23 protein-coding genes are annotated in these 25362 nt (G+C 41.5%); 8 read left to right on the forward strand and 15 right to left on the reverse strand.

What is annotated here, in order from left to right; all coding sequences use genetic code 11:
- Positions 1–133 precede the first annotated feature (133 nt).
- Positions 134–853 (forward strand): hypothetical protein, encoded by a 720-nt coding sequence (locus AB4507_RS09950; protein ID WP_102281787.1) that lies wholly within the window; start codon positions 134–136, stop codon positions 851–853.
- A 927-nt stretch (positions 854–1780) separates the two neighbouring features.
- Here AB4507_RS09950 and AB4507_RS09955 read toward each other — a convergent pair.
- A complete protein-coding gene (locus AB4507_RS09955) occupies positions 1781–3160 on the reverse strand; it encodes a DEAD/DEAH box helicase (RefSeq protein ID WP_102281790.1) in 1380 nt (459 codons plus the stop codon).
- On the reverse strand, positions 3154–3684 hold the full coding sequence (locus tag AB4507_RS09960; RefSeq protein ID WP_102281792.1) for a hypothetical protein: 531 nt from the start codon (positions 3682–3684) through the stop codon (positions 3154–3156). Before AB4507_RS09960 ends, AB4507_RS09955 begins: the two co-directional genes overlap by 7 nt.
- Before the next feature lie 104 nt (positions 3685–3788).
- Here AB4507_RS09960 and AB4507_RS09965 point away from each other — a divergent pair, with 104 nt between their 5' ends.
- Entirely contained in the window at positions 3789–4100 is a 312-nt protein-coding gene (locus AB4507_RS09965; protein ID WP_102281793.1) for a helix-turn-helix domain-containing protein, read from the forward strand.
- Between the two features lie 115 nt (positions 4101–4215).
- A complete protein-coding gene (locus AB4507_RS09970; protein ID WP_102281795.1) occupies positions 4216–4716 on the forward strand; it encodes a type I restriction-modification enzyme R subunit C-terminal domain-containing protein in 501 nt (166 codons plus the stop codon).
- A 102-nt stretch (positions 4717–4818) separates the two neighbouring features.
- Here the strand turns inward: AB4507_RS09970 and AB4507_RS09975 are convergent, their stop codons facing one another.
- The 4 genes from AB4507_RS09975 to AB4507_RS09990 are packed head-to-tail and all read right to left on the reverse strand — an operon-like array spanning position 4819 to position 11626.
- On the reverse strand, positions 4819–5361 hold the full coding sequence (locus AB4507_RS09975) for a hypothetical protein (RefSeq protein ID WP_102281797.1): 543 nt from the start codon (positions 5359–5361) through the stop codon (positions 4819–4821).
- A complete protein-coding gene (locus AB4507_RS09980; RefSeq protein WP_102281798.1) occupies positions 5348–8155 on the reverse strand; it encodes a hypothetical protein in 2808 nt (935 codons plus the stop codon). The genes AB4507_RS09975 and AB4507_RS09980 overlap by 14 nt, the downstream gene beginning before the upstream one ends.
- An 11-nt stretch (positions 8156–8166) precedes the next feature.
- A complete protein-coding gene (locus AB4507_RS09985; protein WP_102281801.1) occupies positions 8167–10413 on the reverse strand; it encodes a hypothetical protein in 2247 nt (748 codons plus the stop codon).
- Positions 10406–11626, reverse strand: a complete 1221-nt coding sequence (locus AB4507_RS09990; protein ID WP_102281803.1) for a hypothetical protein — start codon at positions 11624–11626, stop codon at positions 10406–10408. The genes AB4507_RS09985 and AB4507_RS09990 overlap by 8 nt, the downstream gene beginning before the upstream one ends.
- A 317-nt stretch (positions 11627–11943) precedes the next feature.
- Between AB4507_RS09990 and AB4507_RS09995 the strand changes: the two genes are divergently transcribed.
- Complete coding sequence (locus AB4507_RS09995; RefSeq protein ID WP_372182587.1) at positions 11944–13182, forward strand: response regulator; 1239 nt, start codon at positions 11944–11946, stop codon at positions 13180–13182.
- A 135-nt stretch (positions 13183–13317) separates the two neighbouring features.
- Here AB4507_RS09995 and nqrM read toward each other — a convergent pair whose 3' ends face one another.
- The 9 genes from nqrM to bolA form a co-directional block, all read right to left on the reverse strand.
- A complete protein-coding gene (gene nqrM / locus AB4507_RS10000) occupies positions 13318–13572 on the reverse strand; it encodes a (Na+)-NQR maturation NqrM (RefSeq protein ID WP_009848378.1) in 255 nt (84 codons plus the stop codon).
- A gap of 16 nt (positions 13573–13588) precedes the next feature.
- Positions 13589–14593, reverse strand: coding sequence for an FAD:protein FMN transferase (locus AB4507_RS10005; protein ID WP_372182590.1), 1005 nt, complete (start codon positions 14591–14593; stop codon positions 13589–13591).
- A gap of 174 nt (positions 14594–14767) precedes the next feature.
- Complete coding sequence (gene nqrF / locus AB4507_RS10010; RefSeq protein WP_017059912.1) at positions 14768–15994, reverse strand: NADH:ubiquinone reductase (Na(+)-transporting) subunit F; 1227 nt, start codon at positions 15992–15994, stop codon at positions 14768–14770.
- Between the two features lie 29 nt (positions 15995–16023).
- Positions 16024–16620 carry an NADH:ubiquinone reductase (Na(+)-transporting) subunit E gene (nqrE, locus tag AB4507_RS10015; protein ID WP_009848375.1) on the reverse strand — a complete coding sequence of 199 codons (597 nt, stop codon included), beginning with the start codon at positions 16618–16620 and terminating at the stop codon, positions 16024–16026.
- A gap of 7 nt (positions 16621–16627) precedes the next feature.
- Positions 16628–17260 (reverse strand): NADH:ubiquinone reductase (Na(+)-transporting) subunit D, encoded by a 633-nt coding sequence (locus tag AB4507_RS10020; protein ID WP_008223083.1) that lies wholly within the window; start codon positions 17258–17260, stop codon positions 16628–16630.
- Positions 17260–18027, reverse strand: coding sequence for a Na(+)-translocating NADH-quinone reductase subunit C (locus AB4507_RS10025; protein WP_076654629.1), 768 nt, complete (start codon positions 18025–18027; stop codon positions 17260–17262). Before AB4507_RS10025 ends, AB4507_RS10020 begins: the two co-directional genes overlap by 1 nt.
- Entirely contained in the window at positions 18017–19261 is a 1245-nt protein-coding gene (locus AB4507_RS10030; protein ID WP_004735208.1) for an NADH:ubiquinone reductase (Na(+)-transporting) subunit B, read from the reverse strand. Before AB4507_RS10030 ends, AB4507_RS10025 begins: the two co-directional genes overlap by 11 nt.
- Positions 19262–19266: 5 nt before the next feature.
- Complete coding sequence (locus AB4507_RS10035; RefSeq protein WP_032545690.1) at positions 19267–20607, reverse strand: Na(+)-translocating NADH-quinone reductase subunit A; 1341 nt, start codon at positions 20605–20607, stop codon at positions 19267–19269.
- A gap of 521 nt (positions 20608–21128) precedes the next feature.
- Positions 21129–21437: a transcriptional regulator BolA gene (gene bolA / locus AB4507_RS10040; RefSeq protein ID WP_017064186.1), complete on the reverse strand. Its 309-nt coding sequence runs from the start codon at positions 21435–21437 to the stop codon at positions 21129–21131.
- Positions 21438–21611: 174 nt separating this feature from the next.
- On the opposite strand from bolA, the gene AB4507_RS10045 reads away from it, so the two are divergent.
- The 4 genes from AB4507_RS10045 (at position 21612) to AB4507_RS10060 (ending at position 25359) form a co-directional block, all read left to right on the forward strand.
- Entirely contained in the window at positions 21612–22763 is a 1152-nt protein-coding gene (locus AB4507_RS10045) for a methyltransferase (RefSeq protein WP_017068516.1), read from the forward strand.
- A 66-nt stretch (positions 22764–22829) separates the two neighbouring features.
- Positions 22830–23399: a YajG family lipoprotein gene (locus AB4507_RS10050; protein ID WP_017059907.1), complete on the forward strand. Its 570-nt coding sequence runs from the start codon at positions 22830–22832 to the stop codon at positions 23397–23399.
- Complete coding sequence (locus AB4507_RS10055) at positions 23399–23947, forward strand: peptidylprolyl isomerase (RefSeq protein WP_017059906.1); 549 nt, start codon at positions 23399–23401, stop codon at positions 23945–23947. Before AB4507_RS10050 ends, AB4507_RS10055 begins: the two co-directional genes overlap by 1 nt.
- A gap of 53 nt (positions 23948–24000) precedes the next feature.
- Entirely contained in the window at positions 24001–25359 is a 1359-nt protein-coding gene (locus AB4507_RS10060; RefSeq protein ID WP_017059905.1) for an AmpG family muropeptide MFS transporter, read from the forward strand.
- The last annotated feature ends 3 nt before the right edge of the window (positions 25360–25362 follow it).

A 25362-nucleotide genomic window follows, 5' to 3' on the forward strand; every position in this document is an offset into this window, starting at 1 on the left:
AGCGGCTTCGTTCAACAAGCGCTTTAAACGTAACAAAAAAAACAGTTGCTTAGGTTTAGATTCGCTCCACATTATAACTAACAAATTTTGTCCGTTTAAGCGGGCACTATAGCAAAAAAAAGGACTAAATCACTTGTCGTTAGGAACGATTGTAGTCGAAGAAGTTAACCTAATACTTAAAGTTGATGATTTTGTCGAGACAGTAGCTATTGTGCTTACAGCTCTCTGTACATTTCTAGCAGCTCGTGCAGCTATGCGGTCAGCAGAGATCTCAAAAACGCAACTATTGGCGAGCCAGACTAATGCTGATCAAGTTAATTTTTTTGGTTTGCTGGATGCTTTAGAAAAAGCACACGGTATTCGCTTTCTTACGCGAGGCGCATTGTATGAAGAATTAAAGGATTTGGATTCGTATTTAGACCTATATAAGTCAAAAAGTGCCGTAGCAAATACAACCATAGATAGTGTAATTAAGTTTGATTCAGAGGTTAAATCTCGTCCGAATTTTGTTGGGCGTCTGGGCAAGTCGCCAGTTCTATTTGAAACTTATTTTGACTACGCTAAAGAAGTAAGTCTTCTTTTTCAATTCGATTTTAATATCCCAGAAGAAAACGATTTTGTTGTGCTTGACCCAATTGGTATTAAAGTCCCGGTTTATGAGCGTGACCCTGACAAGATCGTATACATAGTAGACGCTGTCGCAAACGAAATTTTGGGCTATAAAAACTCTGGTTATCATTTGCTGGGAATTGGGGTTACGCGGAGAAGAGACGGTGAGTATTTTGAAGCATTTTATAATGAATACAAAGATAGTCAGAGCGGTGAGTACCAATATGTCGAAGCAAAAGGGTGAATTTTGCATACAAGCATTTAAGGTTTCAAGATACTTTTTCTAATCTTGAATAAACGATTTGGAGCTATAGGTCTAAATCGTTTTTGTCCAGAACTGCGTTAGAAATTGGTCAATCTTTATTGTGATTTTTGATCCCTTTAGAAGTGCTACAAGCTCCAAAAATGAACAAAATTTAACTGAAGAAATGGCTAAAACCACCAATTATAAAGACAAAATCGTTCAAAATTTATTGCCCCCAGATAGCTGAACTGTCATAGACCGCTTCTTACGTTGTAGTCGAGTTAAAGCAAGATTCCAGGTTGTTTTAACTTCACATCGCACCTTGCGAATCGCAACCTGCGCATCGCAACCTGCGCATCGCACCTTGCGATGTGGGTGGATCACTTAAGAACAGCTAGCGTAATCATCAAGTAATAAACATTTAAATCAATGAGTTACTATTAAAACAGCACCATAGTGATGCTGATGATTAGCCTTCGATTGAAGAGAGTATTTCGTATAAAAAAGCTCTCCAGAATAGAGAGCTTTGATGGGTTATCGGTAGTATTGTTTTTGACGCCTCGAGTTATGCTTCCAACTTTTTGCTAGGCCATACACATACGATGGGTAGTCGTCCCATGGGTTAGCTAACGCTCTTCCTCGCGCGGCTCGCAGTTTAATCGGATAACCTCTACACTCAACCTTGTGAAGAAAATAATAGCTCTTTTCCTGCTTGGTAGAAAAGTGCTTGTGGGTTCCACTGCGAACGCTCGGATAAAGATCCAAAAGGTATTGGCGCTGGTATTTAATGCGTTCTCGGTACTGCTGTTTTAACTGTTTCATTTAACCTCCAGGTTTACATTACCTAGAAGGGGTCCTCTGAAAAGTAGTTCATTTCGATACTCCAATGTCTCTTTAGTTAATCATTGTAGCCCGCGGCTTCCTTGCTCACATAGAAGAGAAGGCTGAAATAATCCTCTGTTTAAATGTCCCAAGCCGGAGTTCATCAAAGGTATCTAGTGATCCATAGAGACTATTTGAACTTTCTGTACTGCTTTCCCAAGATACTGTTGTTCTCTCGCTGTTTTGGGACTCAAGCGCAGGCGCGATACCTAAGTTATTTCCTCGACCAGAGAACTCTGTTTCGATAGGTTTCCCCATACTTACATAGCGACGAGACTCAGGAATATCCTGTTCAATCCTTTCAGAAAACTCAATCAGACTTTGCTCTGCAAAAGTGAATAACCACGCTTGTTGGTTTATTGTATTATTCACACGAAGTATTCGCCCGAGCACCTGCCTGAAATACAATTCAGTTTTGACTGAACTCATATGGCAACATACTTGAAGGCGCGGAATATCAGTACCCTCACTGATCATACCTACACTAACAATCCATTGTGCGTCGCTTTGCCGATAACGCTCTATTTCTGCTAGCGGTTCTTCATGTCGATAAGTGACGATAGAAACGGTTTGCCCAAACTTTTGAGATAGTATCTCTTTGATTGTTTGCGCATGTTGAACCGACGCTGCAACAATCAGCCCACCGGCATTGGGTGATCTGAGACGTACTTTTTCTAGCTGCTCACATCCTAAACCGAGTAGATATTCCATCGCCTCTTGGTTGTGAATAACACTCTGGTAGGATGCTTTTGTCTGTTTAAGCATCTCTAATATTGATGAAAAGGATTCGACTTTTTCGCTACTACTAACAGACAAGTGTTCATTATCAACCAAGACGATTTTGGGCGTTCTACAAACACCATCAGCTATAGCTTGTTTAAGAGTGTATTGGTAATCAACAAGAAGCTGTCCGTCTGGGTCGCTGTACTCACCCATCACAATGGGTAAAGAGTCTGAACGCCACGGTGTACCTGAAAGTGCGAGGGTAAAAGTAGCAAGCCCTTGAATCTTCGTGAGAACTTGCTGCCCCCAAATGTTCGCATTTTCAACCTCAGAGCCAGAGCAATGGTGTATTTCATCAAAGACAACAAAGACCCTGTGATTCCGCAATGTTTGCCAAAACTCATCATTGAGAAACTGGATAGATTGGTATGTTAAAGATTGCCCTATAGCTCCCATACCACCATTAAATGTGCAATTAAGTATCGATGAAAAGGTTCTTTTTATACCATCAGAAACCATCAATGATGGCGAGAAGCACAATACAAGATCTACCATGTCACTTTGTAGCAGTCTTGATGCAATATTAGCGGCAAGTACTGTCTTACCAGCCCCTGGGGTAGCTTGGCAAAAGAAATGGGAGCCGTTGGATTGATATTTTTCCAACGCTCTGTCTGAGCATTCACCTTGCCATTCCCTTAACACGGTTTATCTCCTTCATAGAGAGTATTAAGAACCCTTGTTAAAACATTCACTTTACCGAGCAATAAAGCGGCGCGCTCTTTAGCCTCTTGATGCAAAGGGGCTAGTTTATTTTCTAGCTCAGGAAATCGAGATACGATCGATTGATATTCGTCAATCTCCCCAAGTACGATCTCAAGTTCACCCTTATATTCATTACGTTCATTACTCAAAATGGAATAGTTTTGAACAGGTACTTGAGGTTCTATATCTGCTTGATTATTCGCGGTTACATTGTCATACAACGCTTTGAATTGATCCGCTTGAAAGTAACGTTTTTTCCGGCCAGAGCCCTCACTTCGCAACCAACTTTTCCTTTCAAAGTGAAAAATTGCTCGGTACACCTTTTTACGAGCTTCGGCAGAATTGGAGTCCACATTATCAAGTGATAGCCATAAATCTCTCGCTTCTAGCACGGTGAACCCATCTAACCCATTCTCTATCAATAACTTGTGCATGACCGCACTAATTCTTCGAGCCCGTTTCATTTCCAAAATTACACCAACCAAAAAACTAAGGATTGCTTAGTATACAGAAATCCATAAAACTAAGAAAATCTTAGTCAACTTGAGCTCAGAGAAATGAAATCTAAGTGTCATTTAAAAACCCAATCCCAGAGCGACTCAAACAAGCTCGAAAAAAAGCAAAGCTCTCTCAAAAAGCCTTGGGAGAAAGCATAGGTATGGATGCAAGTTCAGCAAGCCCTCGAATGAATCAATACGAGAAAGGCAAGCACGCCCCAGATGTTCAAACCTTAAAGCTCATCGCTGATGAGCTTGGTGTGCCGCTCAATTATTTCTTCTGTGAAGATGAAAGCTCTGCTGAGTTAGCATGCATTATTTCTCAAATGACTGAGAGCGAAAGAAAGACACTCATCGCATCACTAAGTCAAAGTAAAGACTAAAGAAAAAAGGGTATATTCCACCCTAAATTCAGAACTCAATTTTCTATGGGATTTTTCGGTGAAGTTAGCAGTAACCATCTTCCCAATAGCACCGCCGTGACAGGACATTCAAAACATGTTTGAACAAGTATTTAAAAACGTCGACGACATCTTCCATAAAGACGCCGGCTGTTCTTCAGAGCTCGACGACACAGAGCAATCATCATGGATGCTGTTTCTAAAGTACCTTGATGATCTTGAGTTCACCAAGTCACAAGAAGCGGGTTACGACGATGAAAAACTCGATAGCATGAAAGAAATTATCGATGCTAAAGATAGCGACGTTTATGACCTGTTGTCTTTTGTCGCTTACGCCAGAGAAACCCATACTCGAAAAGAACGCGTCGCAACTGCGAAACCTGGAATTTCGAGTGAATTCACCCCAAACCAAATCGAGTTTATTGAATTTATTTTAGACAAGTACATTGAAGATGGCGTTCAAGAGCTGGCAGCCAAGAAAATGCGCAGTTTAGTTGAGCTTAAGTACGACACGATAAGCGATGCTGCTGAGCAATTTGGTTCGCCAATGGCTATACGAGATACGTTTATTGGGTTTCAGAAGTATTTGTATGAGTAGGGGCAATTTTGTACCTATCATTTATGTGAAGCTCGGTGATTTAAAAACAAGAACTCTTTTTCCTGTCTAAAGCCGTATTTTCGGTTGTGAACATAGGTTTATTTACAAGCCTAACTTAGCCTTAAGATCGATTGGCATCTTCTCAATTGAAAGGTTTAGCACCTCTTTGGTCGTGAGAGCCTTGAGAGCATTGTATTTCTTCTCTAGACTTTGATGGCTCACCACAACCACCTCCTTCTTTTTCCTTCTAAGTCCCGTATTTTTCCGTTTGACTTGTTTCTTCTGTTCGGTTTGATGCCGCTTAAGAAGCTCATCGTTAATATCATCAAAGAAAGTACGAATATGAGGGCTGAAAGAGGATGTGTTAAAAATACTCTGTGCTGATACGCCCACTGCTTTAGCCACATGTGACTTTTTCAACTGGTAGAATTTCGGCGTTTTTGTTGTTTCGACTTCACCAAAGTTCTCAATTGCTTTCTCTGCCTGTGCCTTCAACTCAAGAATCGCATGGTAAGCTTTGTAAGTGGTGTGGTCTTTGTCATCAACCACCCAGGAGGCCGAGACGCTCTGCTCAACTGTTGAATCATCATCCAGCGAATCAAGGAAGTCATCGGTGAACAATTCATCCAGATCATTCGTAGCCATACTGTTTTGTCTCCACTGCCATTTTGCGCTTAATTGAATCGACCGCATCCTCTATCGCTGACAATATTTTGTCTACGCTTTCCTCATTCCTACTGTTTCGAAGCTCTTTGATTCGCCTTAAACTTGATGTTAAGGCAGGAAGGTGAGATTCCAGTAAAAAGCCAATCCCATTTGGTTGCATTGCCTCTTTAACCATTGGCTGAACTGTTTGCCAAATTCCCCGGATATTCCCCTCCGAAATATAAGCATTCATACAATTTAGACAAAATTCGAGTTTTGCATCCTGTGGATTTAAGCTTCCCATTTGGGCGCACTTGGCACGGCTCTCGCCACCATCACGAGGAATACACGTAGCAAATCGACTCGGTTGAATATCGATGATCCTCCCAGCAATCGCCTCGCTTAATGCACGCCGTTCACGAACAGTGAGCTCGCTCTCATCTTTAACCTGTGTTAAGTGGACAGCCTTTTTGACAAACTGGGCTACCCCCCCGATATACCGCTCACCAATGTGGTTTGATTCGATAATCAACGTTTCAACAATGGTGTTTAAATAGCGTTGTTTTGCCGAGGCCATCAGCCCCCGTGCGTCTTTATCTCTCAAGTACGCCATAAAGAAAGAATTGTCTAAATGAGCAAATTGATGGCGAATTACTGCCCCTACATCACCCTGATAGCGCGTTAATACCGCTTCAGCCCAAATGTGACGAAAAGCATGAGCAGATGGATAGCGAACCCCCTCTAATATTTCAGAGGTTATATCCATAACTGTTTTTTTATCATTTAAATCTATCGAATTACTCGTCAATAGATTTTTAGTTTCATCAGAAAGATAAGTATCTATTATTTGCTGATGTTTAATGTTATCGACTTCATTATCTTTCATATATTGAATTAAAGAAGATTTAAAACGCTCTTGCGCTCTAGCTCCATTGAATGAGGAATTTGATAGACGAAGCCAATCTTTTTTCACCTCTTTGGCACAAGTTAATAAATTCTCATAACGCGCGCTACCGACCTCATACATCAAAGATAATTTCCTAAGCTTTTCTTGTTCTGTGTTCGTTAACAGACAAATCTCTTTTTGAATTAATCTGTCTAACAAAACTACGTCATTAAAGGGTGAATACGAATCTACAAACCCTTCCCAATTAGCGATAACTCTATTACTAATACAAACATCAGAATTGTTTAACTTTTCTTTTTTAAAATTATTATTTGCAAACCTATACAAGCAAGGTTCATTGCTTGAACTCCCAAACACATCATTCAATTGTGCCGCAATTTGATAGCACTGCGATGTGATTTCTCGATTAATTTTAGTTGACCCACTCGTTTTAGGAACAAGCCATTTTAATTTAAAACGAAATGGCACATGAGCATTATCTAAAATATCTAGGTTAGGTTCTGGGCGTATAGCACTCAATGGAAATCCAAATTCTGATCTTCGATAACCAGTCCACGCAACCACTAAACTTGTCATCGCATATAGTGTAATGTCGAGTGCCGTTTTAAAGTTTTCATACGTTTTATTCTCCGAATAGGAGATTTGCTCAATTGCCCACTTTTGAATATCTACTAGAAACTGAGTTTTTTCTAATTTATTCTTGTCGATGATTAATTGCATTTTTTTATACAGATCTTCCACTAAAGTTTCATTCAGGGACTCACTTCCTAAGAAAGTCTGATCCAGTGACAATAAATAACCTTGCCATACCTCATCTGGTGTCTTATGCCCATCCAACCCTAAATGCTTTTGTAACATCAGGACTCGAATTAATTCCATTGCATCGCTTCGAGTAGATAAACCTAGTTCATAGACCAAAGCTTCAATATTACTATCTTTTAGCGACATTACTGCTTCAAAATGCTTCAGATATTCATTAAACAGGATATTTTCAGCATTAACTTTAAGTGCTATATGATTAATACCTCTAGTATGAGAATTAGCCGCATAATCCTCGCCGCCAAACACAGCAGAAAGCATTACATTAAATAGGCGATTATTCGTTTTTGATTCAAAACTTCCGATAGAGTACTTATTAATACAATGTTTAAAGGTTTTTTTACACACTAAGACATAAAGAAAATCCTGCTGATAAACACCATTCAAGTAATCGACATAATATTGTCCAAGCTCTAAACCAAGGAAGTTAAAGCTACCTCCTTTTTTATACTCAGCTAGCGTAATGCTATACTGCGTTTGGCATACATCATCTAAAATTTTTTCAACTATTTTAGGTGTGAGTTTAGGTTCAATCACCCCCACCACACCTAATGCTTTTAGTGAATTTCTTATTTTATGAAAAGACACTCGTCTGATAGAGGCACGATATGAAGGTGTTGATACACGATTCACTAAACCATGTGGGCTTATCGTTCGTCCCATGAATGATGTCCAGAAAGGTTCCATTAGTGATATATTTAGGATAGAAACATTATTCTCTTTAAAAAAGGCAAATAAATGAAGCATCATTTGGTAGGTCGGTTGGACATACGCAATATTAGATGGCGTCAACATTTCCAGACAGGCCAACTTCGCATATGCTTTACTGCTTAACATATACTCATAATTATCTTTGATATAAGTTGCAATTGAACTTAAGCTATATACAGGTGAATCAAACCATGAAAAATCAATCGGTGTTATACTGCCATCTTGTTTTTTTCTAAAACTCCAAACATCAGAGTAAAAATCACCTCTTTCATTTATAAAGAACGGGTTCGCCTTTAATTTTAGATTTTTCTCATGCCAAAAATTATCAATTGGACAATTTAGTACACTTAATGTCATATAACCTCCAACTACATAGAATTAAAGACGCTAATCACTACGCCATTCTTAATCATTAAATCAAATTGGTCTCTACCCTTTCGTAGTGATTGTTTACTCATCTTTTTGAGCGTACCCTCGATCCATTCAACGGTTGGTATAACAGTCTTAAACAAAAAGTCTGAATTATTCGCAAGTATCTTTTTGTAATTTTTTTTAAATTCATGGAGGTAGTTATACATCTTTAGAACTGTGATTGAGCTATCAACTACATAAATAGGAGATAAAGATTCGCTTTCATTTTTATCATTCAATGAGAGAACTCCTACTTCATTCACTTTTCCTTTTTCCTGTCCAGTTATCATACGAAGTCTTGAGTTCATTTCTTCACGCCTATAAGAGATACTTTCTGTCACCGCCATAAATTCGCTGTTAAATCGTTTTAATTGTTCTGCATCATCACGATCAAAGCCCAAATTAAAGACATTCTGAATTAAATCAAACATTACCTCACGAGTAATTCTTCCTGAGTTGTTAATCCACGCTTCATTATCTTCAGTCAGGTAGTTAACCTTCTCTGTCTGGTTTGAATGAGAGTTGCGGTTAATGAGGTACTCTAAAGTATAAGGATCGCTAAAGGCATGAACTGCGCTATTTTTTATTAATTGAAAACCAAACAAATTTAACTGACAAGGAGATTGTGATTGCCTTACCAATTTTTGTCTGTCTTCTAATGCCACTTTATTAGCGCCTGCAACACAATTAGAAGTATGAATTCCATTCGATATCAGAGAGCAAAGTGTTAGGGGCATTAGACAAGGTATATTTCGCTTTGAGTGTACAGTTTTTAACACCATAGAAATACTACTTGATTGAAGCAGTAAATTTAAAGTCCCTAAAAGTGAGTTAATACCATTACTTATAAAAAGATCCACCTTAGTATAAAAAGGTAGGCTTTCTTCTTGTTGCTCCATTACAACCAATAATGCCTTTCCTTCTCGCGTTCGAGTTGAAAGGGAGCGTGTAGCGTGAAAAAGCTTTGACCTCCCTTTGAAGTATTCACATTCGATACGTGTCACTCGACCACCAACTTTCATTAACCTGAAGTCAGAATTAGTAAGTTTAGGTATATCTGTCGGCTGTACCGTTAACCCTGCCATTAACCACGCAAACATAACTTCTTCTATTTTGGTGACAGCTTTTGATACTTCATTACGCAATAAGTTTTTAACTACATCAATTGAGAAAAGATTTCCATCTCTCATAGCGGTGAAATTATCTCTACAATATTCAGCATTAACTTTATCCGTGTTGAATTTTTTATTTAAAAACAAACTATCGCATTCAGTCTGACTCTTTAATACATTTAATAGATTGAAGTAGCTACTTTGACTAGATGCATTCGACAATAGCAAAACTCCTAGAGCGGATTGAAGAGTATATGATGGTTTATCTAGTCGATGATAAGCACACACAATTAAATAAACCACCTCCCCAATTAGACATTTCTTTTTACTCCTTGAAAGAGTTTTAAAATTCAAATCTAACAAAGGTGCTAACTGAGGTTCGGTACTCTTGATCAATGTTTGAAGTTCATTTTTATACTCTTTAAGTTCAATAATCAAAGTTGCAGCTGTCAAACTTAATGAGTTGATGGCTAACTTCGGTGAAGCTAAAGCCGAATATAACTCAGCCCCAATGCCAATATCTTCTCTTCTCAACCAGTCTAACGCACCAAAATAACTCGCTATGGATTTTTGTGATTTGTTTAAGTTAGGTGCAGGTTTCGTCTTTCTTAGTTCAATAAGAAATGTATAATCTTCGCTACTCAACTCTTTACTAAGAGCTTCCGATTCAATTGCATACCCAATAATACAATTGAGGGCTCTTAGTGGGCTATAACCACCATGATTATCAAGCTCATCCATACGATCAGATTCATAACGCTTTAAAATTTCGTAACGATTATTAATTTTGTAAGAGTTTAACCATGAAATGAAGGGTTTTGCTGCTGATGAGAAAACATCTTTAGCTGTTACAGCTGCACTTTTATCAAAGAACACATAATTATAAACAGCAATCATTGCTTTATATATAATCACCTTATCAGGCGTGTTAACATCATCCAATAATAGTATGTGCGAAGCATATTGTTCTGTTTTCGGCACTATTATTGAAGTAGCTGTAAAAGGCAATTCAAATGCAGTAACTGGTTGTTCTTTTTTAAAGTCATGCTTTAGTCGCTCTTCTATCTCAGAACTTGAAAGCGCTTTATCCATTAACCACCTCCATTAATAGAGCTTCTCGCTCTCCACAAGCATGAATGTAGATTTTTGTTGTTTGGTTAGCGTGCTTACCATCTACCTTATGGCCAAGACGCCGAGCGGTTTCAATATAAACTCTTGATTCCGTTGTGATTGACTCGTAATTTTTTTTAGCAGCAACACATAAATCGTAGAAAATATCTGTTCCAAACGAATGCCTTAAATGATGGTAAACATTGCCCTCATCTAACGTTTGATAACCTGAATAAGCCTCTGGGTTTTCACTCATTACCTTTAACAGCTTCTTTAGTGTCTTAGAAAAAGTAGCACTTCCGTACCTTCTGCTAACCTCTTCTCCTTTCGTGTAATTGCTAGAGTTAGAAACAAGCAAATGATTCGACGATGACTCTGGGCGCTCCGTATTGCAGTAACGCTCCATCAATTCTAGGTGAGTACGAGGAATATAGAGTGTTCGGGCAGAGCCGTATTTCGCATCCAAAGAAGAGAGGTGGTACTCAAACTCTTCCTTTTCAGGTGATTCTTTCAATTTCTTAAATAAGCTCTGTAAACCCAGACGGATTTTGCCGTCAGCTTTAAAATCAGCCAAATACAACCCTCGGTTCTCAGAAGTCCTACACCCTAACTCCCCACCATTTCGAAGAACAATTTCCTCTAGCAAACTGTCTGTATGTCGATAAAGGAGCTCCCTTGTCGCAGGAAGAAGGTATTTGACAATGAGATTAGACTTATTATTTCCTCTAGCTAATGCTCTGTATTCAGAGAAAATAAATATCTTTTTAAAGTTTGTATCGAAAAAGTAAGTCAACCAGTGGTAATAGCTACAAAGGGAAGTGATGGCTTTGTTCACAACGACTTCGCTTTTTTGCATTTCTACAATGAGGTATTCATTTATATATTCATTAATGAACTCGGCAGGAAGGGCGGTATGCCACGCAAGGGTAACTGAAGGGTGGTTATAATCTTCTATCCATTCTAAGAACAGGCCAAGTTGATGTCCACGTACATATTGAGCATCACCTCCAATCTCATCCTCTTGGAGTAAGAACTCGAAATTGCCTTTGCCTTCAATACGTTTTTTCTCATGAACAACCGAAAGACCAGTCACATAAGTGTATCGACAATAGAGACAAGGTAGAAGAATAGGAACATCATTATCGTAAAGATAAATCCAATGACCATTATGTGATTTATCATGAATACGCTGCATACATTTTCAACCCCAAAATTGCCACCCTTTGGTTGAAGTGTAGTAGGCATTAATTCAATTACAACTTTCCCCAATAATTAACACCTGCTAGTTTAAAAACAATCCATATCGACATGGATTATTTTTCTGACTTTCTCTTGGTCCGAACTGCACATTTGGAAATAACTCAACCTTACAACTGTATCTATGAACAGTATAATCAATTATTCTCAGATTTAAAATGATCTGGAGTCCAGCTCAACAGGCTTCACTTCATTCGCCGCCCACTATTCTGATAGTATTGTTAGGAGTATTTAGTCTATAAGTAGGGATAGCTTTTGAGTGAAAAAATACTAGTGGTAGAGGATAGTCGCGCATTCAGAAACTATCTTTACCAACAATTTAAGAACGATGGCTATGAAGTTGCGTTGGCGGAATCTGTAGAAGAAGCCAAAGCGATCTTAGAGCAAGAAACGGATTTCTTGTGTGCAGTCCTCGACTACTGTTTACCTGACGGCCAAGACGGCGAGATCATTGATCTCGTCTTAGGCTATCAACAGAAAATCATTGTCCTGACCGGGATGTTCGACAATCAACTGCGAGAGCAAGTCCTAGCCAAAGGCGTTATCGATTACATACTTAAAGACAGTATGTCATCAGTAAGCTACCTACTTCCCCTGGTTCAAAGAATTTCGAATAATCGCCATCACAAAGCATTGGTTGTCGATGATTCAGCGGTCGTTCGCCGTTACATAGCTCAACTTCTAGAACACCAATATATCCAAACTATCCAAGCCGAAGATGGCGAACAAGCATTAAAGCTCCTTCATAACGATCCCGATATTACGTTCGTTGTTACAGACCATGATATGCCGAAGAAAGACGGTATAGCGATGATCCGTGAGATACGACGCGATCACGACAGAAACCAGTTGGCTATTCTAGGGTTATCAGGCAGCGATGATCGCACCATGACAGCTCGATTCCTTAAAGCGGGGGCTAACGACTTCCTTTACAAGCCTTTTAACCAAGAAGAATTTTTTTGCCGTATCCATCAACTGCTTGATATGAAAGAAGCGGCCAACGAGCTATTTCGACATGCCAACGAGGATGCTCTTACTGGCTTATGGAACCGTCGTTACCTGTTCAATCAAACATGTAAAGGTTGTGAGCAGCGCAGTATAGCCATGATGGATATCGACTTCTTCAAGAAAGTGAACGACACCTACGGTCACGATGGTGGTGATGCAGTCCTCGTGGAAGTCGGCAAGATCATCAAAGGCCATTTTAAAGATGATGTTGCTGTACGCTTCGGTGGCGAAGAATTTTGTATTCAGTCGTGTGGTTCGTTTGAGAGCTTTGTTGACAACTTAGAGTCCATGAGAGAAGCCATTGAAAGCCATGTTGTTGAGCATGACTCTCAAAGAATCAAGGTCAGTATCAGTATCGGCGTAACCGATTTAGACGCGAAGCTAGATGAGCAGATCAAAGCCGCTGATGAGCTTCTTTATACGGCAAAAGAGCAAGGTAGAAACCAACTAGTGTTTGCGCGTAACAGCATGCAAATCGAACAATAGTCATTCGCCTCTGTTTCCATTTTTGGTATACCAAGATTAATTGCTAGACCTCAAAACTAAAAAAGCTCAAGACGATAATCTTGAGCTTTTCAATTTGAGGGCATAGATAACTCTATCCCCTATGACTGTCACCAATTAAGCGATACGGTCTTTACTCCAAGCCGCTTCTTTTTGTTGACGCTCAGCCAGCTTCTCTTCACGGTAAGCTTCACGTGCTTCACGCTTCTTACGCGCGTCACAAGGTTCAGGGCAGTTACATACTTTATCAATACCAACAGCACCCAAACCGCCACAGCTACCTTTCACAACTTTCTTTTGGATAATGTAGCCAATTGACATCGCTGCGATTACTGCAAGAAAAACACCAAATGTAATCAGAAATGTATTCATAATTATCTCGCTTACCTTATTTACCTAAGTATGGCTTAAATGCTTCAGAAGCAATTTCTTTAAAGCCATCTGCTGTTTTTACCACCATGAACACTGGGATGTTATGTTGGTTTGCGACTTCCATTCCTTTTTCCTCACCTAAGACCATAAGGCCCGTAGATAAGCCGTCTGCAGTCATTGAAGACGGGTTTAAAACAGTCACAGAAACCACTTTATGGTGAAGAGGCTTTCCTGTTTCAGGGTTGATGATGTGTGAGTAACGAACACCATCACGTTCAAAATAGTTACGGTAATCACCAGAGGTTGCGATAGCCATATCACCCGGCTCGATGATCTCTTGGATATTACGCTCATCAACGCTTGGTTTCTCAATCGCGATACGCCAGCCCACGTTCTCACGGTTTAAACCTTTCAGACGAATTTCGCCACCGACTTCAACCATGTAGTTGTGAATACCGATAGAATCAAGGTAGTCAGCGACGACGTCAACACCCCAACCTTTTGCAATCGTGGATAGATCGACATACAGGTTAGGTAGGTCTTTCTTCAACATGTTGCCTTCAACACTAAGATGATGGATACCAATCTTAGCCTTGCGAGCCGCCAGCTCTTCATCTGATGGCACAACTTCAGGACGAGCTTCAGGACCAAAACCCCACAAGTTAACTAACGGACCAACCGTTACATCCAGTGCTCCTTCAGTAAGACCGTTTAAACGTATCGCTTCTTTCACAACCGTCGCTGTTTGCTCAGATACTTCGAACGCATCCGCACCTTTATGCTGGTTGAAACGGCTTAATTCGGAATCTTCACGGTAAGTCGACATCTGGTCGTTTACTTCTTCAAGTAGACGATCGAGCTCTGTATGAACTTCATTAGACTCAGGAAATTCATCACCATTGATGTATTTAATATTGTAACTCGTGCCCATCGTTGGGCCACTCAAATGCACTTGCTCTCTTGACTGCTCACAGCCCGCAAGAAAAATCAAAGAAGTTAATGCAACAAGCCAAATTCTCACTTGCTTACTCCTGTCTAATGTTGAGGATTCATATAAGGAAAAATAAGAGTAAAAAATAGGTATTTTGAATGCCTTACTCTTTCTTATATAAGCCAGTATGTTGTCAAAAGCTGTCTTAGAAAAACAAATGGCTGACTCGTAGGAGTCAGCCATAATATCAATCACTTAAGTGGATTAACCACCGAAGTCATCTAGTAGGATGTTTTCATCTTCTACACCAAGATCTTTCAGCATGCCGATAACAGCAGCGTTCATCATCGGTGGACCACACATGTAGTACTCACAATCTTCAGGAGCTTCGTGATCCTTCAGGTAGTTTTCGTACAGTACGTTGTGGATGAAACCAGTGTAACCGTCCCAGTTGTCCTCTGGTTGAGGATCAGACAGTGCACAGTGCCACACGAAGTTTTCGTTTGCAGCCGCTAGGCCATCGAAATCTTCAATGTAGAACATCTCACGCTTAGAACGCGCGCCATACCAGTAAGACATCTTACGAGTAGACTTAAGACGCTTAAGTTGGTCGAAGATATGAGAACGCATAGGCGCCATACCTGCACCACCACCGATGAATACCATTTCATTGTCTGTGTCTTTAGCAAAGAACTCACCAAATGGACCAGAAATAGTACATTTGTCGCCTTCTTTAAGAGACCAGATGTATGAAGACATAACACCAGGAGCTACGTCAGGGTTGTTTGGCGGCGGAGTTGCGATACGCACGTTAAGCTTGATGATGCCTTTCTCTTCTGGGTATGAAGCCATAGAGTAAGCACGGATCGAATGCTCTTTAACGATAGACTCATAACGGAACAAGTTGAACTTATCCCAGTCACCACGGTATTCCTCAGGAATATCGTAATCTGCGTATTTCACGTGATGTGGTTCAGCTTCAATCTGAATGTAACCACCCGCGCGGAACGGAACTTCTTCACCTTCAGGGATCGCTAGAGCAAGTTCTTTGATGAAAGTAGCTTCGTTGTTATTCGAGATAACAGTACATTCCCACTTTTTAACACCAAAGATATCTTCGTCTAGTTCAATCTCCATGTCAGTTTTCATAGCAACTTGACATGCAAGACGTTCGCCTTCGCGAGCTTCACCTTTTGTGATGTGATCAAGTTCAGTTGGAAGGATGTCGCCACCACCAGACTTAACTTTTACACGACACTGACCACAAGAGCCACCGCCACCACAAGCAGAAGATACGAAGATACCAGCGCCAGCCAGGGCACCAAGTAGCTTGCTACCAGGTTGAGTAACGATCGCCTTTTCAGGGTCGCCGTTTACTGAAATAGTGATGTCACCTGATGGTACTAACTTAGACTTAGCGAAAAGAATCACTAGTACTAGAGCCAGTACAATAATGGTAAACATCGCTACGCCAAGAATAATACTAAACATTTGTTATTCCTTATTACTGGGTGCTTACCCTACAGTTGAACACCAGAGAAAGACATAAAGCCTAACGCCATCAGACCAACAGTAATGAACGTGATACCAAGGCCACGAAGACCTGGAGGTACGTCAGAGTACTTCATCTTCTCACGGATACCCGCAAGAGCAACGATAGCTAACATCCAACCCACACCAGAACCGAAGCCGTAAACAACAGATTCAGCAAAGTTGTAGTCACGAGTTACCATGAAAGATACACCACCAAAGATTGCACAGTTAACTGTGATCAGTGGAAGGAAGATACCTAGTGCGTTGTACAAAGGTGGGAAGAAACGGTCTAGAACCATCTCTAGGATTTGTACAAGTGCCGCGATAACACCGATGAATGCGATGAAGTTAAGGAAACTTAAATCGACACCTTCAACAAGCGCGTTTTCTTTCAGGATGTGTGTGTAAACAAGGTTGTTTACAGGAACAGCGATTGTAAGTACTACAACTACCGCAACACCAAGACCAAAAGAAGTTTTAACTTTCTTAGATACCGCTAGGAATGTACACATACCTAGGAAGAAAGAAAGCGCCATGTTTTCGATGAAAATCGATTTAACTAGCAGACTAATATAATGTTCCATGACTACCTTACCCCTTCGCTTCTACTTGTTCTGGTTTGAACACACGAATTGCCCAAATCAAGAAACCAATTAGGAAGAATGCAGAAGGTGCTAGAAGCATCAAGCCGTTTGGCTGATACCAACCACCGTTGCTCACTAGAGGTAGTACTTCCATACCAAATAGTTTGCCAGAGCCTAGAAGCTCACGGAAGAAACCAACAGTGATAAGAACGAAACCGTAACCAAGACCGTTACCAAGACCATCGATTAGAGATGGGATTGGCGCAGACTTCATTGCGAATGCTTCAGCACGACCCATTACAATACAGTTAGTAATGATTAGGCCTACGAATACAGATAGCTGCTTAGAGATATCGTATAGGTATGCTTTAAGCACTTGGTCTACCACGATTACTAGTGATGCGATAATTGCCATCTGAACGATGATACGCACACTGTTAGGAATGTGGTTACGGATCAAAGAAACGAAGAAGTTAGACAGAGCAGTAACGAACATTACCGCGATAGTCATAACAAATGCTGTTTCTAGCTTAGTGGTTACCGCAAGAGCAGAACACACACCAAGAACCTGTAGCGCAATTGGGTTGTTGTCCAACACCGGCGCTAAGATGCTCTTTTTAATTTCTTTTGCACTAGACATTAGTTCAGACCTCCGTCACGAACTTTTGCTAGGAACGGACCAAAGCCCATATCACCTAACCAGAAGTCAAATGTATGTTGAACACCAACGCTAGTCAGTGTTGCACCAGAAAGGCCATCTACACCGTGCTCAGAACCTTGAGGAGCGCCACCTTTAACAACCTGGATAGCAGGTTTGTGGTTTTCGTCGAATAATTTCTTACCAACGAATTGAGCGCGCCAAGTTGGGTTCTCAACTTCACCACCAAGTCCAGGAGTTTCACCTTGCTCGTAGTAAGTGATACCAGAAACTGTGTTGCCATCAGTTTCTACCGCAACGAATGCGTACATCATTGACCATAGACCGTTACCGTGAACAGGGATGATAACTTTAGAAGTTTCAGCGCCATCTTTCACTAGGTATACCGTACCCGTGTTAGCACGACGAAGGATCTTAGCGATGTCATCTTCAGCTGAAAGCTTGATTGACTGAGCCGGATCTTTTGCCGCTTTACGTTGGTCGTATGCAGCAGCGTCGCCGTCAACGAAATCGCCAGTAGCGAAATCAACTAGACGAGGTTCGATGTTCTCTGCGTACAGTGCTGGGATATTACCCGCAAGTTCAATGCCCGCAACTTCAAGGATCTTAGTTTGCTGATCCAGAACTGCGTTAGCTTGTTGCTTAGGTTTAAGAACAACTGCAGCTGTTGAAACGATGATTGAGCACACTAGGCTCAATGCGATAACAACAAACAGCGTCTTTTTAATGCTATCGTTATTACTTGCCATAGCGCGCTAGTCTCCGCTTAATGTTCTTCTCGATTACAACGTGGTCAAACAGAGGAGCAAATAGGTTTGCGAATAGAATCGCAAGCATCATGCCTTCTGGGTATGCAGGGTTAACTACACGAATCATTACACACATTGCGCCGATTAGGATGCCGTACCACCACTTACCTTTATTGGTAAATGAAGCTGATACTGGGTCAGTCGCCATGAAGAACATACCGAACGCGAAGCCACCTAAAACTAGGTGCCAATGCCAAGGCATGCTGAACATCGCATTAGTGTCAGAACCAATCACGTTAAATAGTGTTGATACTGCAACCATACCGATCATTACACCCGCAATGATGCGCCATGACGCAATGCCCATGTAAACAATCATTGCTGCACCAATCATAAGTGCAAGCGTTGAAACTTCACCGATAGAACCTGGAATGTTACCAATGAATGCGTCCATCCAAGTGATTGCTTCACCTGATGTTACGTTCATTAGTGCACTACCGCCGCCTTGAGCCCATTGGCTAAGCGCTGTTGCACCAGAGAAGCCATCTGCAGCAGTCCAAACTACGTCACCTGAAATCTGTGCAGGGTATGCAAAGAACAGGAACGCACGACCAGCAAGAGCAGGGTTCAAGAAGTTACGACCCGTACCACCGAAGATCTCTTTCGCAACAACAACACCAAAGGTAATACCTAGTGCTGCTTGCCATAGAGGAAGCGTTGGCGGAACGATAAGCGCAAATAAGATAGAAGTAACAAAGAAACCTTCGTTGACTTCGTGCTTACGCACCATACAGAACAGTACTTCCCAGAAACCACCAACGATAAATACCGTTGCGTAGATAGGTAAGAAGTAAGTCGCACCCAAGAGCATCTTACTGCCCCAACCTGCATCGGCCCCTAAGGATGCTCCAAGCATTTCGGTTAGCCAGTAGTGCCAGTTACCATCAATGATAGAAACTAGTTCTGCACCTGAATACATGTGGTTTAGTGCTGCGATAGCCTGACCACCTGCGTTGTACATACCCCAGAACATTGCTGGGAATACCGCAAGCCAAACCATGATCATGATACGTTTTAAATCAACGCTATCACGGACATGCGAGCTTTTCTTTGTAACAGTACCTGGTGTGTAGAAAAGTGTTGCTGCTGCTTCGTAAAGCGCAAACCACGTTTCGTGTTTACCACCTGGTTCAAAATGATGCTCGATGTCTTCAATAAACTTTTTAAGGCCCATGAAAATTACCCTTCCTTCACAATTGTATCTAGGCATTCACGAAGTAACTGACCGTACTCGTACTTACCAGGACATACAAAGGTACACAGTGCTAAATCTTCTTCATCTAGCTCTAGCGCACCAAGTGCTTGTGCACTATCAACGTCACCAGCGCATAGATCGCGAAGCAGCAAAGTAGGCTCCATATCTAATGGCATTACTTTCTCGTAGTTACCAATTGGAACCATAGAGCGATCACTACCGTTCGTTGTCGTTGTCATATTGAACAACTGACCTTTAAACACGTGACCAAGGAATGAACGAGTAACAGAGAACTTGTTCTTACCAGGCATAGCCCAGCCGAATAGCTCTTTATCACGACCTTCACGAAGAACCGAAACTTGTTGATGGTAACGGCCAAGGTAAGCATGTGGACCTGAAGCGTGAACACCAGATAGCACTGAACCTGAGATCAGGCGAACTTCACCTGGCATCAACTCGCTGTCCGTCAACTCTTCAAGGCTAGCACCAATTTGAGTACGAACTAGACGAGGGTTGTTAACTACTGGACCAGCCAGAGAAACAACACGCTCAGAGTAAATCTCACCAGTAAGGAACAACTTACCGAATGCGATAACGTCTTGGTAGTTAATGCTCCACGCTACATTTTGTGCATTTACCGGGTATAGGTAATGCATATGCGTGCCTGCAAGACCTGCAGGGTGTGGGCCATCAAAAACATGTTCTTCAACGTTAGACTGAGCTGAACGAGGTAAGCTAGTACCTTTTTTACAAACGTACACTTTACCGTTAGTCAGAGTTGAAAGAAGATCTAAACCAGCAACGAAAGCATCAGACTGCTCGTTAATGATTAATTCTGGCTCAGCTGCTAGCGGATTAGTATCCATAGCAGTAACGAAAATAGCCTGAGTTTCAGAATCAACTGCTGGAACCTTGCTGAACGGACGAGTTCGCAAAGCGGTCCATGCGCCAGACTCAACTAACTGAGCTTTAACCGTTTCACGGTCAAGACTTGCTAGTTGGTTAGCTTCATAGCTATTGAACGTGATTTGCTCATTGCCTGCTACTTCAATCACTACTGATTGAAGAACACGCTTAGCACCACGGTTCACTTCAATAACTTTACCGCTTGCTGGAGAAGTAAATACAACACCTGGGTTCTTTTTATCTGCAAAAAGAACTTGGCCTTTCTTCACTTCATCACCAACGCGAGCATGCATCGTAGGACGCATACCAACGTACTCTTCGCCAAGCAAGGCGACTTTAGTGATGGACTTACCATCATTAATCACCTGGGATGGAGTTCCTGCGATAGGAAGATCCAAACCCTTCTTTATTGTAATCATACGCACTTGCACTACTTTATCGGGAAAAAGATTCTTTTAATTGCGTAAATTCAGGACGTTTTAAAATCGCCCTTAGACACGACATTACAGTGTCCGGTTTTGGTAAATTTGAGATACCAAAATCGCAACATTACATTAATAAACTCATCACAAATATTATGTGAGATTTATCAGGTGCCGTATTCTAGCATTTTTTGACAACTTGATGCCATGACCAATAACTTGAATACCGCGTTTATTTGGTGAGATTTGAAGCATATGGACTCTCAAATATGTATAAATTTGACGAGCCGCACAGATAAAATGGCTTTTGAAACGTGTTTTAAACAAGAGATTAATACTCTGTCACAAACTATTATTTTACGAGTTATGTTGAAACACTGTTAATAAAAACATTACTCATTGTAGGTATTTTTAGTCGTTCAAATTGCCATCAGTTTGAGTGATATAACAACGAAAAACACATAGGTTTGGCGACAAAAAAGGCGGCATCACCACCTTTTGTCAATATGCTCGCTGTGTTACTTGCCACCACCCATACACATAGGGCTGTCTGGCACGTTATCGAGCTGCTTCATCCATTCATCTTTTGTATAAGTGTGAATGGACAGTGCGTGAATATTATTCGCTAGCTCTTCTGAAAGAGCTTTATTTACCGCTCGATGACGAGCAATAAGACGCAATCCTTCAAACACATCACTGACAACAATCACTTTAAAATGACTCTCAGAACCGGCCGGAACATTGTGCATATAGCTCTCATTAACCACGTTTAAATGACTTGGTGAAAACTCATTGTGCAATTTTGTTTCGATAACTTCTTGGATCATTGTGATTCCTTAATAACGTATTGGCATTATCCGTGGGATGAGTATAAACCCTAAGCGGTCGACTGTCTGAGTATTTGATAGCGAATGGCGTAGGTTTGGTTGAGTTTTTTCTATCTTGTTCAGCCTGCATTTGAGACAATATCTTTGTTATTTCTTACATAAGTATCTCAAGCAATGAAAACCGAACTTACCCTTCACGATAGAACTTTAACCTTACATCGTTTCCCGAAACGTTCAAATGAAACCCTTCAAGCTTGGGATGCGGGCGACGAATACCTGATCAGTCATGTTGAAGAGATGAACCTCGAACCTGGCAAACACATCCTGATCATGAACGACAGCTTCGGTGCCCTATCCGCTTGGTTCTCGAAAGATCATGATGTCACCATGATGAGCGACTCATTTATCTCTCATCGCGGTGCCCTGAAAAACTTGCAGCGCAATCAAAGTAACCGAGTGAACTTCTTGAACACGATGGATGATATCCCACACGGTATCGACCTTGTGATCATGCAGCTGCCAAAAACAAATCGTCACCTAATCTGGCAACTGAGCCAGCTACGCCAAGCATTGCCTGAAGGCTGCCAAGTGATCGGCGTCAACAAGGTAAAAGAGATTCACACCTCTACGCTTAACCTGTTCGAAAAATACCTAGGCGAAACCAAAACATCACTAGCGAAGAAAAAACACCGCTTAGTCTTCTCATCTCCAAACTGCCAGCCAATTCAAACGGTAGAGCCTTTTGTTGAATGGGATGTAGACGGTGAAGATATCCGCCTGAAAAATTTACCAAATGTTTACTCAGGGGAAGCACTCGATCAAGGCGCTCGCTATATGCTAGAGCACATCCCTCAAGATCCTGAGCTACGTCATATCATCGATCTTGGTTGTGGCAACGGTGTATTGAGTGTAAAAGCAGGGCAATTGAACCCACAAGCCCGTATCACCTGTGTGGATGAAAGCTTTATGGCGGTGGAATCGGCGCGCCAAAACGTCAAAGATAACCTTGGTGAAGAAGGCAACTTCCAGTTCATCGCCAACAACTGTTTAGATGGCTTCAAGAAAAACAGCACCTACTTAGTGATGTGTAATCCTCCATTCCATCAGCAACAAGCGATTACGGATCACATTGCGTGGCAAATGTTCTGTGATGCAAAGCATGTTCTAAGCAATGGAGGCAAATTAATTGTTATTGGCAACCGACACCTCGGATACGATGTCAAACTAGCAAGACTATTTGGTGAAGCTAACGTTGAAACGCTTGAACTAAACCAAAAATTTGAGATATTACAAGCAACAAGAGAACCTGCGAATTTTAATAAATAAGCAGAAACGACTTCACAAGAATTTAAGATACCGAGCTTCTGGTGTGAATTTAGAAAGGATAAAGGAATGAAAAAACTGATTTTGGCTGCTTCTATTATGGCTTTGACAGCATGTTCAGCCCCTCAGCAAGAACAGATCAATGTAATGCCAGAAGCTTCACTAAGCTCAAGCAACCTTGTACAAGGCAAAACATACACACTAACCAGTAAAGATGTTCGTGCCGCTCAATATGTTGCATTGGTTGATAGTGGCCGTTCAAACATTCAGCCAATTCACGCTAAGCAAAACATGCGTATCTCTCTAGAAAATGCTGTTGCACAGCAGTTAGAGTCTCAAGGTTTTCGTGCGAGCGTAAACAGTGAAAACTCGATTGTTTTAGAGATTCAAGAAGCACTCGTTACCGTAGAGCACACCATTATGGAAAACAAAATGGACGGTAAAGTAACGCTTGAAGTTACCGCTGAAACGCCTGAAGGCAAACTAGTTAAAACATTCAACGGCACTGCAACACGCACTGGTGCATTGAGTGCATCTAACGACGACATCTCTATGGTTCTTAATGACGTGATCAACTTGGTTCTTACTGAGATCGCTAACGACCAAGAGCTACAAACTTACATGAAGGAACGTTTCTAATGGGTCGTATTTTATCTTCTATCGCATTAATGCTAGTGAGCGTAAGCGTTTGGGCTGGTCCTAAAGTAAACGTGGAAACAACATTAGGCGACTTCACTATTGAGCTTAACCAAGAACAAGCACCAGTTAGCGCGGAGAACTTCCTAAAATACGTGGCAGACGGCAGCTACGAAGGCACTATCTTCCACCGTGTTATTCCTGGCTTTATGGCTCAAGGTGGCGGCTTCGATCAAGAGATGAATCAACAAGCAACTTACGCTCCTATCAAGAATGAAGGCAGCAATGGCTTGAAGAACGATACAGCAACAATCGCGATGGCTCGTACTAATGCGCCAGATTCTGCAACTCGTCAGTTCTTCATTAACTTCTCTGATAATGACTTCTTGAACGCAAAAGGTAGCAACCCAGGCTACGCTGTATTCGGCAAAGTAACTGAAGGTTTTGATGTTGTTCAAAAGATGGCAACGATTCCAACCAAGCGAATGGGCCGCATGTCAGACATACCAGTTGACCCAATCGTCATCACTAAAGTGACCCTTCTTAAGTAATCCAATCTAACGCCCTTATTTCTTAAGGGCGTTTTTCTACACAAGGACGCCCTATGTCATCAGGCACTCCCTCTCTTTCTTGGATGCAGACTTTCCGCAGCTACCTAGATAAACGCCTACTTTGGGTGTTTATGCTCGGCTGTTCGAGTGGCTTCCCATGGGTTCTTATTGGATCCAATATGTCTGGTTGGCTAAAAGATGCAGGTTTAACGCGTGCTGCCATCGGCTACTTTGGCAGTGTGTTTGCCGTGTATGCGATTAACTTTCTATGGGCACCATTGGTAGACCGAGTAAAACTGCCGGTGCTTCACGCAATACTCGGCCAGCGACGCAGTTGGATCTTTTTCTGCCAATCCATTGTTTTAATCGGTACCTTATTCATCGCAGGCGTCAATCCCGCAGAGAACTTGGCGTTTACTTCAATGTTGGCGCTCGCTATTGCCATTGCCTCAGCCACGCAAGACATCGCGATTGATGCATTTCGTATTGATACCTTCCCAAAATCCGAAGCATCAAAACTGCCGCAAGCTTCTGCAATGGCCGTAATTGGTTGGTGGACGGGGTATTCTCTACCAGGCTACCTTGCCTTTATTAACGCAGACTCAATCGGTTGGAATGGCGTGTATTACGGAATGGCAGGCGTCGTTGTCGTACTAATGCTGTTTACTCTTTTTGTCGGAGAGCCAAATACACAACGCGAAGCCCTGCAAGAACAGGCTCAGCAACGCCACAATAAGGTTGTCGGTTCGAAAGTCGTGGCTTGGTTCAGTGTTACCGTGTTAGAACCGTTTTATGACTTCTTCAAACGAAACGGAGTTCAAGTTGCCATCACCCTACTGCTGTTCGTATTCCTATTTAAGATAGGTGAAGCCTTCCTAGGTCGCATGTCGATCACCTTCTATAAAGAGATAGGTTTCAGTAACGAACAGATCGGCCACTATTCGAAGTTAATTGGTTGGGGCGCAACCATATTCTTCACTTTGGTAGGCAGCGTCTTCAATGTAAAATTCGGCATTGTACGCGGACTGATGATTGGCGGTGTTGCCATGGCAGCCAGTAATCTAATGTTTGCATGGATCGCTCAAGCAGGCCCAAGTGAAACACTGTTCTTGGCAACGATTATTGTCGATAACTTCACGACCGCCTTTTCAACAGTAGCTTTTGTCTCTTTCTTAACGTTATTAACTGGGCAGGCCTTCTCTGCAACCCAATATGCATTACTCGCATCCTTGGGTAACTTCGGTCGAACAACACTGGCTTCATTTAGTGGTGAATTGGTCGATTACCTCAATGATTGGTCAACCTTCTTTATACTGACCGCACTTATGGTGATTCCAAGTTTGATCATGCTCTACTCGTTACGCCACTTTTTCACGGATTTATTAGAGAAAGCCAAAACTAACCAAGAATAGAGT

The organism is Vibrio sp. 10N.222.54.A3 (assembly GCF_041474095.1).
In the GTDB taxonomy this organism is placed as follows: Bacteria; Pseudomonadota; Gammaproteobacteria; order Enterobacterales; family Vibrionaceae; genus Vibrio; species Vibrio crassostreae_C.